Source organism: Burkholderia pyrrocinia (assembly GCF_018417535.1).
GTDB classification, from domain to species: Bacteria; Pseudomonadota; Gammaproteobacteria; order Burkholderiales; family Burkholderiaceae; genus Burkholderia; species Burkholderia pyrrocinia_E.
The window spans coordinates 785,416-800,443 of the sequence record NZ_CP070978.1 but is presented as its reverse complement, the minus strand read 5'-3'; the positions used below and the strand labels follow the sequence as shown (position 1 = coordinate 800,443).

The 15,028-nt window shown below is 66.6% G+C and carries 11 protein-coding genes; 3 read left to right on the top strand and 8 right to left on the bottom strand.

Translation table 11 applies throughout. From position 1 onward, the window contains the following. The first annotated feature begins 1,189 nt into the window (after positions 1–1,189). Complete coding sequence (locus JYG32_RS21720) at positions 1,190–2,434, top strand: right-handed parallel beta-helix repeat-containing protein (protein WP_213266919.1); 1,245 nt, start codon at positions 1,190–1,192, stop codon at positions 2,432–2,434. 105 nt (positions 2,435–2,539) lie between these two features. Here JYG32_RS21720 and JYG32_RS21715 read toward each other — a convergent pair whose 3' ends face one another. Continuing rightward, positions 2,540–4,060 carry a mannose-1-phosphate guanylyltransferase/mannose-6-phosphate isomerase gene (locus tag JYG32_RS21715; RefSeq protein ID WP_213266918.1) on the bottom strand — a complete coding sequence of 507 codons (1,521 nt, stop codon included), beginning with the start codon at positions 4,058–4,060 and terminating at the stop codon, positions 2,540–2,542. Beyond that, a complete protein-coding gene (locus tag JYG32_RS21710) occupies positions 4,057–4,722 on the bottom strand; it encodes a drug:proton antiporter (RefSeq protein ID WP_174381782.1) in 666 nt (221 codons plus the stop codon). The genes JYG32_RS21715 and JYG32_RS21710 overlap by 4 nt, the downstream gene beginning before the upstream one ends. Positions 4,723–4,943: 221 nt before the next feature. Between JYG32_RS21710 and JYG32_RS21705 the strand changes: the two genes are divergently transcribed. Next, complete coding sequence (locus JYG32_RS21705) at positions 4,944–5,093, top strand: hypothetical protein (protein ID WP_213266917.1); 150 nt, start codon at positions 4,944–4,946, stop codon at positions 5,091–5,093. 691 nt (positions 5,094–5,784) lie between these two features. Further along, a complete protein-coding gene (locus JYG32_RS21700) occupies positions 5,785–7,176 on the top strand; it encodes a sigma-54 dependent transcriptional regulator (protein WP_174381780.1) in 1,392 nt (463 codons plus the stop codon). Positions 7,177–7,223: 47 nt separating this feature from the next. Here the strand turns inward: JYG32_RS21700 and JYG32_RS21695 are convergent, their stop codons facing one another. The 6 genes from JYG32_RS21695 to JYG32_RS21670 all read right to left on the bottom strand — a co-directional run bounded on the left by JYG32_RS21695 (position 7,224) and on the right by JYG32_RS21670 (position 14,122). Continuing rightward, positions 7,224–9,707, bottom strand: coding sequence for a glycoside hydrolase family 2 protein (locus tag JYG32_RS21695; protein ID WP_213266916.1), 2,484 nt, complete (start codon positions 9,705–9,707; stop codon positions 7,224–7,226). Next, positions 9,704–10,759, bottom strand: coding sequence for a DUF1839 family protein (locus tag JYG32_RS21690; protein WP_213266915.1), 1,056 nt, complete (start codon positions 10,757–10,759; stop codon positions 9,704–9,706). The genes JYG32_RS21695 and JYG32_RS21690 overlap by 4 nt, the downstream gene beginning before the upstream one ends. After that, positions 10,756–11,730, bottom strand: coding sequence for an amino acid--[acyl-carrier-protein] ligase (locus JYG32_RS21685; RefSeq protein ID WP_213266914.1), 975 nt, complete (start codon positions 11,728–11,730; stop codon positions 10,756–10,758). Before JYG32_RS21685 ends, JYG32_RS21690 begins: the two co-directional genes overlap by 4 nt. Then, a complete protein-coding gene (locus JYG32_RS21680; protein WP_174383592.1) occupies positions 11,727–12,923 on the bottom strand; it encodes an acyl-CoA dehydrogenase family protein in 1,197 nt (398 codons plus the stop codon). Before JYG32_RS21680 ends, JYG32_RS21685 begins: the two co-directional genes overlap by 4 nt. After that, entirely contained in the window at positions 12,920–13,171 is a 252-nt protein-coding gene (locus tag JYG32_RS21675) for an acyl carrier protein (protein WP_213266913.1), read from the bottom strand. The genes JYG32_RS21680 and JYG32_RS21675 overlap by 4 nt, the downstream gene beginning before the upstream one ends. Positions 13,172–13,339: 168 nt before the next feature. Further along, on the bottom strand, positions 13,340–14,122 hold the full coding sequence (locus JYG32_RS21670; RefSeq protein ID WP_174383594.1) for a Crp/Fnr family transcriptional regulator: 783 nt from the start codon (positions 14,120–14,122) through the stop codon (positions 13,340–13,342). Positions 14,123–15,028 lie beyond the last annotated feature (906 nt).

The following is a 15,028-nucleotide window of genomic DNA, read 5'->3' as shown; positions in this document are numbered from 1 at the left end:
GTGGTCATTCGATCCCTCCTGTCGTCGGCAGTCTCGCGGTTGGGGGACGCGGCCGGGTTGCTCGGGCGGACATCGGGCCGACTTTGTCGGCAGGCGATGCAGTGACCAAACATGAAAGCGACCGGCAGCAGGGTGTTGCCCGGGCGCGACGACGTGACAGGAATCAACGCCGTGCGCTACGTGCGGGGTCGGTCCTGCGGTACATCGGATACCGGCGTTCGGTCACGGCGACTCGGGATCACGCAACCGCGAGTGCCTGTCGCGGCGCGTGCATCCACCGGTCCTGACCATTGTGAAGCGCATGCACGACGTGCTGGGTGCGATGGCTTACCGAAGAAGCGATTCGGCGGCGGCAATCCCGGCCCGACGACGTTCATCGAGCATTGGCTCGATGAACGGGCGACTTGCGCGCACGGGCGAGTGGATTGGAGAGATAGCGAATAGCAGGGTTGCTCGGTGTCGACGACGGCAGCAGGCATGCAAGCGACAATCCGGCGCCGGCCAATTTCCTGGACGGGCGACAGAACGGATTGCGCAGTACCGTATGCCAGTCGCGCCCGGATTCGAACAGGAGCCAGCGGCAGCGCTTCGCGAACCGTGCGCACTCTGCACGAGCGCCGAATCGATCGCGTCGCGCAGGTGCGCGCCGTGGTTGCAGTTGCGGATTGCGATGGTCAGTCATGAACGGGGTTCGGGCGAGCCGGGCGCGGATGACCCGGAGGCCCGGCGTCGCTCGTTGCCCATCGGCGCGATGCACGTTGGGGGCGCAACGCCGGCGGCGGGACGTTGTTGTGGGGATCAGGCATTCGCTCGATTTGTGCCGTAACGTGTCGTATGGCGACGGGTCGCAGTGGGGCGTGGCCGGCCGGCGCACACCGGGCGGCCTGGATTCACGACCCGGATCGACCAGCACCGATGCTGCCCGTCGATGCCGAATATCTTGGTCTGCTGACGCACCGAAGCCCGCCCGGATCAAATGATCTAATCGAAAGTATCGTCTCGTCCGTTTCGATGGACCCGCGGACATGCCCCGCGGTCAGCGGTCAACAATCAACGGGAAGGCTGCTCACTACCGCTGCGGGGGCAGTCGATGTCCGCGCATCGGTCGTGAACCGTGTTTTCCGCGGCAAGCAGCCGTTCGAGCGCGTATACCGAGGTGTGCCAAGTTGTTCCAGGGAAATGATTCGATATGCGTAGATCACCATGCCTGTCTCGCGTATGCACCGTGGTCGCCGGCATGTTCATGGCCGGCGGGTTGTCGTGGCCGGGGTTCGCCATGGCTGTATCCGGAGCGCCCGGACCGGGCGCGCTGCATGCGAACGTACCGGATGCGTACGTTCATCCCGCCTCCGACGCAGCCGATCAGGCTGATGAGTTGCAACGCGCGCTGGACGTGTTGCAGCCGGGCCAGCGACTGGTGTTCACGCCGGGGCGGTATGTCGTCGGCCGTTCGCTGGTCGTGCGGCAGCCGCATGTCGTGCTGTCGGGTTACGGCGCGACGCTGATTGCGACCGTCCCGGACGACCAGACGATCGAGATGCGGGGCGACGGTACGATGCTCGTTGGGTTTCAGATCACGGGAACCGGCGCGACGCGCCTCGCGACGCGGGAGTCGACCAAGGTCGAGGTGACGGGGCACGACGTGCAAGTGCTCGACAACGTCATCGACGGCGGCGCCAGCGCCGGTATCTTCGTGTTTGGTGGAGTGGACGTCGCGATCGTCGGCAACAAGGTGCTGTCGACGCTCGCGGACGGCATTCACATGACGCACGGCGCGCGCAACGTGCTGGTTCAGGGCAATGTCGTGCGCGGCACCGGCGACGATATGATTGCCGTGGTGAGCTACCGGGGCGACGGCGTGCTGAGCCGCAACGTGCTGATCACCGGCAACTCGCTCGAAGGCAACACGTGGGGGCGCGGGATCACGGTGGTCGGCGGCGCGGACGTGACGATCTCGAACAACATCGTGCGTAACGTGCAGGTGAGCGCGGGGATTCTCGTTGCCCAGGAAGACAGCTACCGGACCTACGGCGCGTCCAACGTCCGGGTCGAGAACAACGTGATCACGGATATCCAGATGGTCACCGGCCGGACCGATCCGCGCCCGCTCACGCAGCAGGGCGCGATCGAGGTCAGCACGTGGTCGGGTTCGGTGACGCGCGTGGCGGTGATCGGCAACCGTGTGTCGCAAGCGCGGTTCGACGGCATTCGCTTATGGGGAAACGTGTCTGGCGTCCGGCTCGCGGATAATCAATTGTCGGGGATCGGCAGTATGCCGGTCCGGGTTGGTCCCACGCAGGATTGCGCTGCCGGCAACGCGAAAGCTGCGCCGTGTGCGGCGGTGCTTCAATCCCGGTCAGTCGCGCCCGACGTGGTCGGAGCAGATGCGTCGTTGCTGCCGGGCGTACGCGAATTCGTCAGACAGCCCCGCTGACCGCAGAGCGATATCGATTGACGGCGGAACGCACCTATCGAACGATGTCGCTCACTGCGGTGTTCGCGCGCACTTCGGGCGGGGCGAGCTGTATCGCTATATCGGCTATGCCTGTTGCGCAGGCATAGCCTCGACAGGGCGCCCATACTGATCCTCGAAGCGAACGATATCGTCCTCGCCCAGATAGTTGCCGGACTGCACCTCGATGATCTCGAGCGGGATCCGGCCGGGATTCTCGAGTCGATGCACTTCGCCGACTGCGATGTACGTCGATTCGTTCTCGCCGAGCAGGAACGTTTCGCTGCCGCGCGTCACCTTCGCGGTGCCGCGCACGACGATCCAGTGCTCGGCACGGTGATAGTGCATCTGCAGCGACAGCCGCTTGCCCGGTTCGACGACGATCCGCTTCACCTGGAACCGTTCGCCGAGATCGATCGAGTCGTAATGCCCCCACGGACGCTGTACCTTGCGATGCTCGCTCGCCTGCGGACGCCGGTCGCTCTTCAGGCGCGCAACGATGTTCTTCACGCGCTGCACGTCGTGCTTGTTCGCGACCAGCACCGCATCGGGCGTTTCGATCACGACGACGTCCTTCATCCCGACGCATGCGATGAGTCGCCCCTCCGAACGCACGAGGCTGTCCTGCGTGTCCTCGAACACGATCGGGCCGCGCGCGACGTTGCCGTGATCGTCCTTCGGCATGATTTCCCAGATCGCATCCCACGTGCCGACGTCCGACCAGCCCGCCGCGAGCGGCACCACGATCCCTTCGATACCGAGCTCGCTGTTTTCGGCGAGGCGCTCCATCACCGCGTAGTCGATCGAGTCGGACGGACAGGCGTCGAACGCCGCCGCGTCGATCCGGAAGAACGGATCCTCGGCGACGCCCGCGCGCCACGCGGCTTCGCAGGCCGAATGGATCGCGGGCGCCAGTGCGCGGATCGCCTTCAGCCAGACCGACGCGCGCGTGACGAAAATCCCGCTGTTCCACCAGTAGTCGCCCGACTGCAGGTAGCGTTCGGCGAGCGTCGCGTCGGGCTTCTCGACGAAACGCCCGATCGAATGGCCGCCTTGTCCGCCGAGGCGGCCCGTGCGCGGCTTGCCGACCTGGATATAGCCATAGCCCGTTTCCGCGCGGCGCGGCAGCACGCCGAGCGTGACGATCGCGCCTTCCTGCGCGTAACGCGCCGCGCGCGCGATGGTGTCCTGGAATGCGCCGACATCGGCGATCACGTGATCGGCCGGCATCACCGCGAGCACGGGATCGTCCGCGAGCACGCTCGCGTCGAGCGCGGCGAGCGTGAGCGCGGGTGCCGTGTTGCGCGCGCTCGGCTCGAGCAGGATGCGCGCCGGCGCGGCACGGTCGACCACTTGCGCGGCACTCATGATGCGGTGCTGTTCGCCGCACACCAGCAGCAGCGTGTCGCCGAGCGCCGCGTTCGCGATGCCGTTCAGGCGGCGCGCCGTCGCCGACAGCGGCGATTCGTTCGAGGTCAGCTCGATCAGCTGCTTCGGATAATGCTCGCGCGACAGTGGCCAGAGGCGCGTGCCCGAGCCGCCGGCCAGGATGACCGGCAGGATGCAGGGCAGATCGGGTTCGGGAACCGGGCGAAGGGTGCGGGTCATCGGTTGGCTCCGGTATCGGCGGGTAACCGGTTGTGCGCACGGCTGTCGGTGCGCGTGTCGTCGTTGCGCGACCGGGGTGCCGAAACGACCCGGGACAGCAGATGACGCAGCGCGCCGTCGGCGCGATTGGCCGGCCGGACCAGGCCGACGAACGGCGCACCCTGTTCGAGATACGGGCCGTAAGCCTTGCGGAATCCGAAGCGTTTGTAGAACGCCTGGCGTGACGCGGGAGCGTGGGTGCGCACGGCGGTGTCCGGCCATGCGGCGTGCGCGGCGGTGAGCGCACGTTCGATCAGCCGTTCGAGCGTATCGTCGTCGCGGCGCGCTTCGCTCGTCAGGATCTTGTCGATCACGACATCCGGATCGGTGTTATCGCCGGGCAGGATGCGCGCATAGGCCGCGACTTCCACCGCGTCGCCGTCGCGCACGCGCGCGAACACGTGCAGCGCGCCTGCGTCCTTGCCGTCGATGTCGAGATGCGTGTGCGCGTCCTCGACTACCAGCACGGCGTTGCGCGCGCGCAGGATTGCATAGAGATCGACGGCGCTCAGATGTTCGAATTCACAACAATGCCATTCCATGATGCGGTCCTCGCGTGATGCCTTCGGCACGCCATGCGGCGCGGACGCGATCGTTCCGTGCGGCACAGCGATCTTCATCATCCGGATGCGCCGGGCACCGGTCTGTTCGAAAGCATACTCACGCTCCGGTTTCGTGTGGCGGATGCGGGAGACGCGGCGGCGCGCGTGCCCCGGGAATGCCGCAATGTGCGGTAGCACACACCGTCGGTGCCGGTGCCTTTTCATAATTGATCCATCCTGGCGGCTGGCCGAGATGCGCGACCAGCCGACATCGAATGTGAATAAGGAATCGGGGGTGGGACTTGAAGATTGCGATCGTTCATGACGGTCATGCTGCACTGCGGGAAACGAGTGCCGGCACCAGCGATTTCGCGACGGGCAAGGGCAATTCGCCGGAGAATGGCATGCACGAGCGGCGCGCGTCCCGCAGTGCCGCGACACCGCGAATCTGACGCGCGACGCGACGTTGTGGATTACGACGTGTAACGGATCGGCAGGCCGCACGCTGCCGCGATGCGATACGGCCGTTTGGCGGCGAGCGCGATTATGCGATACATGGAATGCGGTGCCGGCCTTTTTCGCGGATTTCGATGAAATTCGCGGGCAATCGACGGCACCAATCTTGTCGAAAAGTAGTATTTGCCACTGATTGACGGGAATGGTCGGAGATAATCAAATCTCAGTGGTCAAAGGCGCGTCGTGCGGGGCGACCGGTGGCGTAACCGGCTGAATCAGGATTATCTTTTGGTAACACGGTCATCTTGAAACGGGGTGTAAATTCAGGAACGGATGAAATGTGGCGGTCATTCCGGGAGCGGGTTGGCGGCCATCCGATTCAGCATCGGGCGCGACTGTCGTGTACGACGCGACGCACATGCGGACGGATTTTCCGTTTGCCGACGTGCCCCGCCTGACGGCGCGTCGCATCAAAGCCGGAACGTCGTGGCTCCCGCGGCCGCGCGTTCCCTTCGAGTTCGATGACAACGAGGCCGGATGACATCCGGCTCGACCTCCGGGGGCTCTCGCCTTGTGCAGTTTCGATCTTCGCCAAAGCTGCGGGAACTCAGCGCGGACAGGCGGCCATGCGCCGCCATCCGCAGCGCACGCGAACGATTCGCGGAGTGGAGAAAGTGATGGTTCGTTATGAATATGCCAATAACGCGCGATAAGAGCGCCGGCGGGGGAAGCGGTAACGGGCAGCGTCCGCTGATTTACTGGACGCAGTCGCCGTCCGTCATGCTGCGAAAGGAACTGGCGCGACGCGACTGGAAGGTTTCGGTCGTCGCGCATGCGAACGAGCTGCGCGACACGTCCGGTGAAATCACCTGCGGCATCCTCGACCTGAGCGGCGGCCATGCCGATGCGATCGGCAGCATCGCGTCGACCTGCGCGTCGATGCGCGACGTCGTGTGGGTCGCACTCGTCGACGTCGGTCAGACCGCGTCCCCGAACGTGCGCGCGCTGTTGCGCGACTATTGCTTCGACTACGTCACCTTGCCCGCGTCGCACCAACGGATCGCCGATACGGTTGGCCATGCGTACGGCATGGAATGCCTGTTCGCGCGCGATCGCGAACAGCTCGAATCGGAGGAGAAAGGCATCGTCGGCACCTGCAGCGCGATGCTGCGGCTGTTCGATACGGTGGGGCGCTTCGCGCGCACCGACGCACCGGTGTTCGTGTTCGGCGAAACGGGTACCGGCAAGGAGCTGACGGCCGTCGCGATCCATCGTCATTCGGAGCGGCGCAACGGCCCGTTCGTCGCGGTCAACTGCGGCGCGATTCCGCCGCATCTGCTGCAATCGGAGCTGTTCGGTTATGAGCGCGGCGCGTTTACCGGCGCGAACGCGCGCAAGATCGGCTATGTCGAGGCCGCGAACGGCGGCACGCTGTTGCTCGACGAGATCGGCGACCTGCCGCACGAGAGCCAGGCGAGCCTGCTGCGTTTTCTGCAGGAGCGCTCGATCCATCGCCTCGGCGGCAGCGATCCGGTGCCGGTCGATGTCAGGATCGTATCGGCGACGCACGTCGACCTGCGCGGCGCGATGGAGGAAGGGCGTTTTCGCGCGGACCTGTTCCACCGCCTGTGCGTGATGCGCATCGACCAGCCGCCGCTGCGCGCGCGCGGCAAGGACATCGAGCTGCTCGCGCACCACATGCTCGAACGCTTCCGCGGCGACGCGCGCCATCGTGTGCGCGGCTTCTCGACCGACGCGATCACCGCACTCTACAAGCACGACTGGCCCGGCAATGTCCGCGAACTGATCAACCGCGTGCGTCGCGCGGTCGTGATGACGGAAGGGCGCCTGATCACCGCGCGGGATCTCGAACTCGAATACTGTCTCGATGCGGCGTCGCCGTCCGTGGCCGACATCCGCAAGTCGATCGAGCGCGAGGCGATCGAAACCGCGTTGCTGCGCACGCGCGGGCGTGTCGCGGCTTCGGCGCGCGAGCTTGGCGTGTCGCGCGCGACGCTGTATCGCTGGATGGAAGCGTACGGAATCGAGCGGCCGCGCGGCACGGGCTCGTCCGACTGACGTTCGAAACGTGACGCTCGCGGCGCATCGCGCCCGCGAGCGTCGCGTCAGCCGGCCTGCGTGGCGCGCACCGCTCGCGCGGCGTTCACTGCACGGATTTCCACGGCAGGCGGCATACCGTCGGCATCCTGAACCTTCCCGGCAGTCTCCAGCGGAACGAGCGCGACGCGCGCCGGCGTGCCCGGCGCGAGATGAAACCAGTCGTCGCGCGGCACGAATCCCGGCGCGTCGATCTGCACGTGGCGCGCGACGTGCCGCGTGTCGATGTCGACGTGCCACGTATCGCCGGTGCGCGACACGCATGCTTCGATCCCGAGTTCGCGGCGCGCCAGCACGGCCGGATGCGTGCGGGACGGGAAATGGAACGCCTGTGACAGCAGCGTGCCGTCGTCGGTACGCAGCGTCGCGACGACGGTGTCGTGTTCGCAGGGCCCGAAACGGTACGCATAAGTCCAGTCGAAGAAGCGGCCGAGCAACTCGGCCGAGCCGATCCGCACCGTGTCGTGCGCGGCGATCCGTACCGGGCAGCCGGCCCGCGCGACCGGCGTGCGGCCGTCGCGCAGCGCGACCAGTTCGACGGCCGCCGACAGCGGCGCCGGGCGTTCGTTGACCACGTGTACGTCGAGCCCGTTCAAGCCTTCGTCGGCGAGCAGCACCTGGATGGGCTGCAGCACTTGCCGCAGCGCATACCACGCCGATTTCGGCCGGTGCGTGGCGTCGATCACCCCCCATCCGGCACCCGGCATCACGTCCTGGAACTGCCACACGAGCGCGCCGGCGCAGCGCGAGCCGGTGCGCCGCCATTCGGAGAACGTCTCGCGCATCACGTCCGCGATCACGGCGCGCGACAGCTCGAAGTAGCGAGCCGGATCCTCGCGCCGCAGCCGGTCGGGCGCGACGTCGTACAGCGTCTGCAGATAGTGGTCGCGAATGTCCTCGAAATCCCACGACGTGCCGGGGTCGCGCGGCACGGCTGCTTTCCAGCGCGGTTCGTGCACGCCTGGCCAGCCGAGGCTGGCCAGCGTCGCATCGCACGGCACGTTCGCGAACGCGAGGCATTCGCTCGCGAAGCGCACATCCGCGCGGCGCGCGTCGTCGAGCGGGCGCAGGTATGCGCCGACGCCGTAATAGTGCGACACGCGTTCGCGCGGCGCGAACGGCAGCACGCCGCCGTCGGGCGAATCGGGCACGTACGGGACGTCGGGCCGGCGCGCGGCCGCATGGCCGGCCAGCCGCTCGGCGGTCAGTTCGAGGAAGCGCTGCTTCGGCCCGAGCCCCGACATCGCCGCCTGTTGCGCGATCTCGCTGCCGCCGCACAGCACCGCTAGCGACGGCGACGCGCCGTGGCGCGCGAGGAATTGACCGGCCTCACGGTCGACGTTGTCCGCGAACGCGGGATCGTCGAGCGCATAGTCGAAGTTCGCGAACATGAAATCCTGCCAGACCAGCAGCCCGAGCCGGTCGCACCACGCGTGGAACGCGTCGGCCTCGTAGGTCATGGTGCCGCCGACGCGGATCATGTTGAAACCGGCGTCGCGCGCGAGTCCGAGCAGGCGGCCGTAGGCCGCGTCGTCCGCGTGCAGCGCGAGCGGCGCGGCGCTGCTCCAGCAAGCACCGCGCGCAAACACGGGCACGCCGTTGATGCGCAGCCCGAAACCCTTTCCGTCGGCACCGGCATCGATCTCGATCGTGCGGAAGCCGGTCGAGCCGAGCGGCCGCCGTTCGTCGCCGATATGCAGCGCGATCTCGTAGAGTGCCGGCTCGCCGTGCGTATGCGGCCACCAACGGCGCACGTTGGGCACCGCGACGCTCGCGCGCAACCGGTCGACGCCGGCGCGTTCGAGCGTGGCGTGATGTTCGCCGCACGACAGCCGCGCTGCGAGCGCGTCGGGCAACGGCGCGGCGAATGTCAGTTCCGCGTCGAGCCAGCCCGTGTCGCCCTCGATGCGCGCACGCAGGTCGCAATCGACCGGAACGGGGCCAGCGGCCGGATCGAGCACGTCGACGGGGCGCCACGGGCCGGCCGGCACGTATGGCGGAAACCAGCCGGGCATGTGCCCGAACAGCGACGTACGGACCGTGCGCAGCGCCGCCGGCTCGGCGAGCCGCGTGCGCCAGCGCGCACGGCGCGGCGCGCGCGCGTCGCGCAGGTGTGGCGCGAGCGCGCGGAAGCAGAGGGTCAGCCGGTGCGTGCCGTCGAGCGACACGGGAACGTCGTGCGCGACGAACATGCTGTCGGAGCGGAGAATCGGCGTGTCGTCGAGCCACGCCTGCGCGAGCGTCGCGAGGCCGTGAAAGCGTAGCACGCGCGGGCCGCGTCCGCGCAGCTCGATCCGGTACCAGTGGTCGCGTTCGTCAAGCGAGGCCGCTTCGTCGAGCCGGCCGGCCAGCGCGAGCGCCTGCGCGACCGTGCCGGGCACCGGCGCCGCGATCCAGCCGTCGCCGGCGGCCGGGAGGTCGCGCGGTGCCTGCGCGGCACCCGCGGTCGTCGCCAGCATCGACCACGCGGGCAGGGCACGCGCGCGCGTCACCGCATGACCGGCACGGGTGCCGCGTCGCTGCGCACGGGCGTCGCGTGCCGCAGCGGCGCGCCGATCTGCCGCGCGCAGGCGACGAGATCGATATAGGCGGCCCCGATCGCTTCGAGCGTCGCCTCGCCGCGTTCCTCCTTGCCGCGTGCGCAGGCGCGCGCGAGCCGGAACTCCAGCACCATCGCTTCGGACGCGATGCGGTCGCATGCGGCGCGGATCTCGGCGAACGGCCCGACGCAACCGCTGGCCTGCAGCCAGCGCGTGTAATGGCCGAACAGTTCGAAATTCGCGCCGAGCTGCCGCACCGAGTTGAACGAGTACGCATGGAAGTGTTCGAGCGGCGCTTCGGCGAGCGTCTTCGCATCGGTCTGCAACTGCCGCCGGAATGCCGCGATCGGATCGACGGTCGGCAGGCGCCGCAGATGGCGCTGCAGCGCGGCGAGCGATGCTTCGCAGAGCGCGCGCTCGTCGAGCGGCGCAAAGCGCCGCTTCGCGCATTCGACGTACGGCGGCAGCGTCATCGGCGAACTGCCGCCGACGAGCCCGCTGTAGTCGAAATCCTCGGCCACGTAATAGCCGCTGTTGTGGAAATAGCCGATCTGGTGCTTCGCGCGGTCGATCGCGTCGATGCCGATCGTCGTCTTCGTGTGCTGCGTGCGATAGCTGCTGCCGCGCGTATCCGGCAGGAACCACGCGTCGACCTCGACGATCATGAGGTGACCGCGCGCGACCTGCGTTTCGATGTGCTGGTCGAGCGGCTCGTAGATCGAGTGCTCCTGCACGACGATCCCGTAGAGCCGCTCCAGTTCGTCGTGCGGAAACTTGAAGAACGTGAACTGGTCGCCCTCGAAATCGAGCGCGATCGTAAACGGCAGCGCCGCGTACGGATTGAAGCCCCACCACCGGAGCACCTCGAGCCACATGTCGACGTAGCAGTTGGTCTGTTTCCAGACCATCTCCTGACTGTGCAGCGGGTGCGGCCGGTAGTGACGCGCACGGTGACGCACGTCGTCGAACGACGCGTCGTTGCCGTCGCGGGAAACGAACCTCATGGTGTGCCCCACAGCACGTCTCGGACGTCGCTCGGCCACGCGTCGATGTCGAAGCCGTGATGGCGGAACAGCGCGAGCGTGAGCCGTTCGAGACCGAAGCCGACGCAGCCCGTGTGCGCGACGTCGCCCGTCGCGGTGCGGATGTCCCACAGCAGCCCGAAATGGTCCATGTGGTAGTTGAAGCTCAGGCACGCGGTCTGGCGGTCGTCGTGCTCGATCGGGATCAGCAGCTCGAACTTCAGGTTCTGCTCGCGCTGGCTGTTCGCGACGATCTTGCCGCCGCGCCCGAAGAACGGGTCGTTCGCGAGATCGATCGCGTTCGGCAGGCGCAGCGCGTCGATCATCCGCGTACCGCGCTCGATCCACGTCTCGCGGAACGCGACGATCTGGTCGGGCGTGCCGATCCGCACGTACTCGCGCATCCGGAACAGCTGCATGCGGGTCGGATCGAGCGACGGCTCGTGGCGGAAGCAGTACGAGAACACGTCGACGATCCGGCCGTCGCCGGGCAGCGCGCCCGCGCGTGCGACGACGGGATAGACGGGGTAGCATGCGGCCGGCGTCATCACGACGTAGGTCGGTTTCTGGTTTTCCGTCCAGTCGTCGCCGCGATCGAGGCACTGCAGCAGGCGCTGGTGCTGCTGCTCGTCGCCGCAGAACGCATGCACGCTGCCCGCGAGCTGCGGGAAGCTCTTCATGTATTCGCTGCGCTCGAATTCGGTGCGGCTCATCGCCGGCGGGAAGCGCAGCACTTCGGCCTGCTGGTCGGCGCCGACGCGCGTGACGAACGCGTCGAGCGCTTCGACGACGCGCTCGAACCGTTCGCTGCGGCCGAACAGGCCCTGGATGCCGGTCGAGACCAGCAGCCCGGCGTCGATCAGCGCATCGCGCAGCGGGTTGACGCCCGCGCGGTCGAGCGGCGCGTCGGCGGGCGTGGAGGCGGAGGAGGGCACGGCGAGGCGATCGTTCACGGATGTTTCTCCAGCGTCGCAGGACGCAGCGCGAGCAGCAGGCTCGCAGTGTTGGCGGCAATGCGGTCGTTGCTGATCATCAGCGGCGCCGCGTGCAGGTCGCGAATGTGGCGGCCGATGCTGAACGGCGTGCCTTGCTTGTAGCCGGCCATCCCGCAAATCATCATCGCCTGGTGCGCAACTTCCAGTGCGGTCGTCGACACGTAGGTCTTCAGCGTGTTGATTTCGGCGGCCCACGCCATGGCGGCCGACCACGAGCGGGCCGACGTATTCGCGTGGAGCCGCAGCACGTTGTCGACGCGGGCCTGCATCGCCTGCATCAGCTCGAGCGATTCGGCGATGCGCCGCGACGCGGGCGACGGCGCGCCGTCGGTCTGGCGTGCCTGCGCGCGGAAGAACTGGTGTGCGCGATGGAATGCGTCGCCGGCCACGCCGATCCAGACCGCGGCCCACAGGATGTGCGAGACCGGCACCATCGTTTCTTCGGCGATCTTCGCGAACGGCACCGGCAGGCACTGAACGGCGGCCCCCTGTGCGTCGAGCACGAAGCCGTTGCTGCAGGTGCCGCGCATCCCGAGCGTGTCCCATTCGCCGCGGCGCGTGAGCGTATAGCCGTCGCGCAGCAGCATGACGAGCACCTGTTCGGAAGCGGGCGCGTCCGCGTCGCGTCGCGCGGTCGCGAGGATGCCGTCCGCGTAGTCGCCGTACGAGATCGTCGGCGCGGACTTGCGCAGCCGGAACTCGCCGCCGTTGGTTTCGAGTGCGCACTGGCTCGCGCGCAGGTTGCCGCCGACGCCGTCTTCCGACGTGGCCGAAGCGAGCAGCCACTGGTAACGCACGAGCTGCTGCAGGAACAGCTTGTGCCAGCCCTGGTCGACCGCGTGGTCGACGATGCAGGCAACCTGGATCTGGTGCATCGCGAACACCATCGCCGACGATGCGCAGGCCTGGCCGAGGATCGAGCAGGCCGACGCGATGTCTTCCAGCGACGCGCCAGCGCCGCCGAGATGGGTCGGCACCATCGCGCCCAGCAACCGGCGCGCGCGCATCGCTTCGATCGCCTCGACGGGGCAGCGCGCGTCGCGGTCGACCGCATCCGCGTGTTGCGCAGCGATCTGCGCGACGGCGTGCGCGGCCTCGTCGAGCCGATGCGATTCGCTGTCGGCCGCGAGTTCGGGAAGCAGCGCGCTCATGCGGAATGCTCGGTGCGCTGCAGCGTGGCGATCGTGTTCGAGAGTGCGTCGATGCTGCGGAACAGGTTGCGGTTCAGCATCTCGTCGGGAATCTCGATGTTGAACTGCTTTTCGATCGCGAGCATCAACTGGATCGTGTCGAGCGAGGAGAGGCCCGCTTCGTAGAGGTCGTCCCGGTCGCCGATCGAATCGATCGCGGCTTCGAGGTGGGCGACGTGCTTGAGGATGGTTCTGATTTCGTTTTTCACGTGCGGCTCCGGCGTGCGTGGTGTCGTCCGCTCGGGCAGACGCGCGCATCGCGCTGACATCCCCCCGGCAGTCCTGCATCAGTAGACCATTCGCACGCACGGCGTTCTGTTCGCCACCCTACAAACCGCTAACTCCGCATGCAGGCGCCGCACGAATCGGTGCGGCAATCACGCACGCGATGCGGCCGGCACGCCCGAGTCGGCCGACAGGATGCGCTTCATCTCGTCGCGCACGATCGCGCGGCAGCCGCACGACATCTTCTCGAGGCCGTCGAGGTCGGCGAGCTCGATCGAGCTCCGGTATTGCCGGATCAGGCCGAGCTTCTGGATTTCGCCGGCGGCATCGGTGACCGTTTCCCGCCGCACGCCGAGCATCTGCGCCAGCATGCTGTGCGTGACCTGGATCTCGATGCTGCGCGTGCGGTCGTACGCCAGCAGGAACCATCGGCATAACTGATGTTTGAGCACATGATGGCGGCTGCAGAACGTGATCTGCGACACCTGCGCCATCAGCAGCCGAACGCAGACGAACACGAGATGGCGGATCACCGGCGATGCGTCGAACGCAGCGGCGAACACGCGCCGGTCGAGCCGGTAGACGAAGCCGTCGCGGCAGGCGACGGCACGGCACGGCATCCGGCCGCTGCCGCCGATCACGTCGTCGCAGACCACGCTCTCGCTGCCGATCTCCGCAACCTCCAGCGTCATGCCGCCGGACGACACGTACTGCAGCGAAATCGCCGTCGTGACGGGCAGGTAGACCGCGGCGAGCATTTCGCCGGGTTCGCACAGCACTTGCCCCGATTTCAGGTGGACGAGTTGAAGGTGGGGAACCAGCGTGGCGAGCTCGTCGCGGTCGACGGCCGCGAGAAACCGGTTCGCATCGAAGCTGTGGGAAAGCTCGATCATGCCGTTCGCGTGCGCGACGGCGTCGTGGGCCTGGTGAGTCACGGCGCATCCTCGTAGGGTGGCGGTCACGCGTCGTCGCGGCGATACCCCGGAAAAGGGAATTTCGCACGCTCGTGCGGACTTGTGTTCATCTCAATTCGAATGACGATGCTGGGAAAAGGCTAGCACGCAATTGAATTCGACCAATTGCATATTGCGTCATTTCACAAAGTTTGACGATCCTGATTCGCTTCAAACGTTATCCGGATTTAATGATTCATTTCCGCGAATTAATCATCCGGAAACGGAGTGGCAGGCCGACCGGTCATTCAATGTCGATCGGGCGTCAATCGATCGACGCCGCGCATCGTACAGGGAAATTGCCGGGCGTACATTAAACATTATTTGACAAATAAACGGGGATTGCATGAGTTGCCATCGGAATCAATGGCTTGCGTGCGATATGTGCGATAGCAGACAGATCATGAAATTAGCGTGGCGATTCAAATTTGAGACAGTTTCAAACAGGTGTGTGAAGCGTGGGGGCACTGTCGCATGCTGTCCGGCACATCACGGAAACAATTGAAAATCTACTGTAAGTATATGGCCGACAAGCCTCGCAGCACCGCTGCGGCCGCGCCGATTCGGCGCGTGCAAATTGATCAGTTGATTGCCGTGCTGTGTCCGTTGCGCGGAAGAGTGTCCGGAAATGAGACGCTTTTTTGAGTTTTAGGTCGGTTATTCGGGCGATCTAAATCGGACGTGATTCATATATTAAGGATGGGCGGGTATTGGCACGTAAATCGCTTATTCGGGAGGGCGTGTCGAAAACAGGACGGTCGGCTCGACCCGGCGGTGACAAGCCGATGGTCAGTCGGATTCAGGGTTGTGGGGGGCCGCAACCGCTGTGGACGTCCGGGCACGCATCGCGATAACGAGTTCCGTGCATGCGGCTACAGGCGGCGCGGG

Excerpts from the sequence above, each read along its gene's own strand:
- JYG32_RS21680 (WP_174383592.1), bottom strand. The coding sequence starts at position 12,923 with ATGAGCGCGCTGCTTCCCGAACTCGCGGCCGACAGCGAATCGCATCGG.
- JYG32_RS21710 (WP_174381782.1), bottom strand. The coding sequence starts at position 4,722 with ATGATGAAGATCGCTGTGCCGCACGGAACGATCGCGTCCGCGCCGCAT.
- JYG32_RS21715 (WP_213266918.1), bottom strand. The coding sequence starts at position 4,060 with ATGACCCGCACCCTTCGCCCGGTTCCCGAACCCGATCTGCCCTGCATC.
- JYG32_RS21700 (WP_174381780.1), top strand. The coding sequence starts at position 5,785 with ATGAATATGCCAATAACGCGCGATAAGAGCGCCGGCGGGGGAAGCGGT.
- JYG32_RS21690 (WP_213266915.1), bottom strand. The coding sequence starts at position 10,759 with ATGAGGTTCGTTTCCCGCGACGGCAACGACGCGTCGTTCGACGACGTG.
- JYG32_RS21720 (WP_213266919.1), top strand. The coding sequence starts at position 1,190 with ATGCGTAGATCACCATGCCTGTCTCGCGTATGCACCGTGGTCGCCGGC.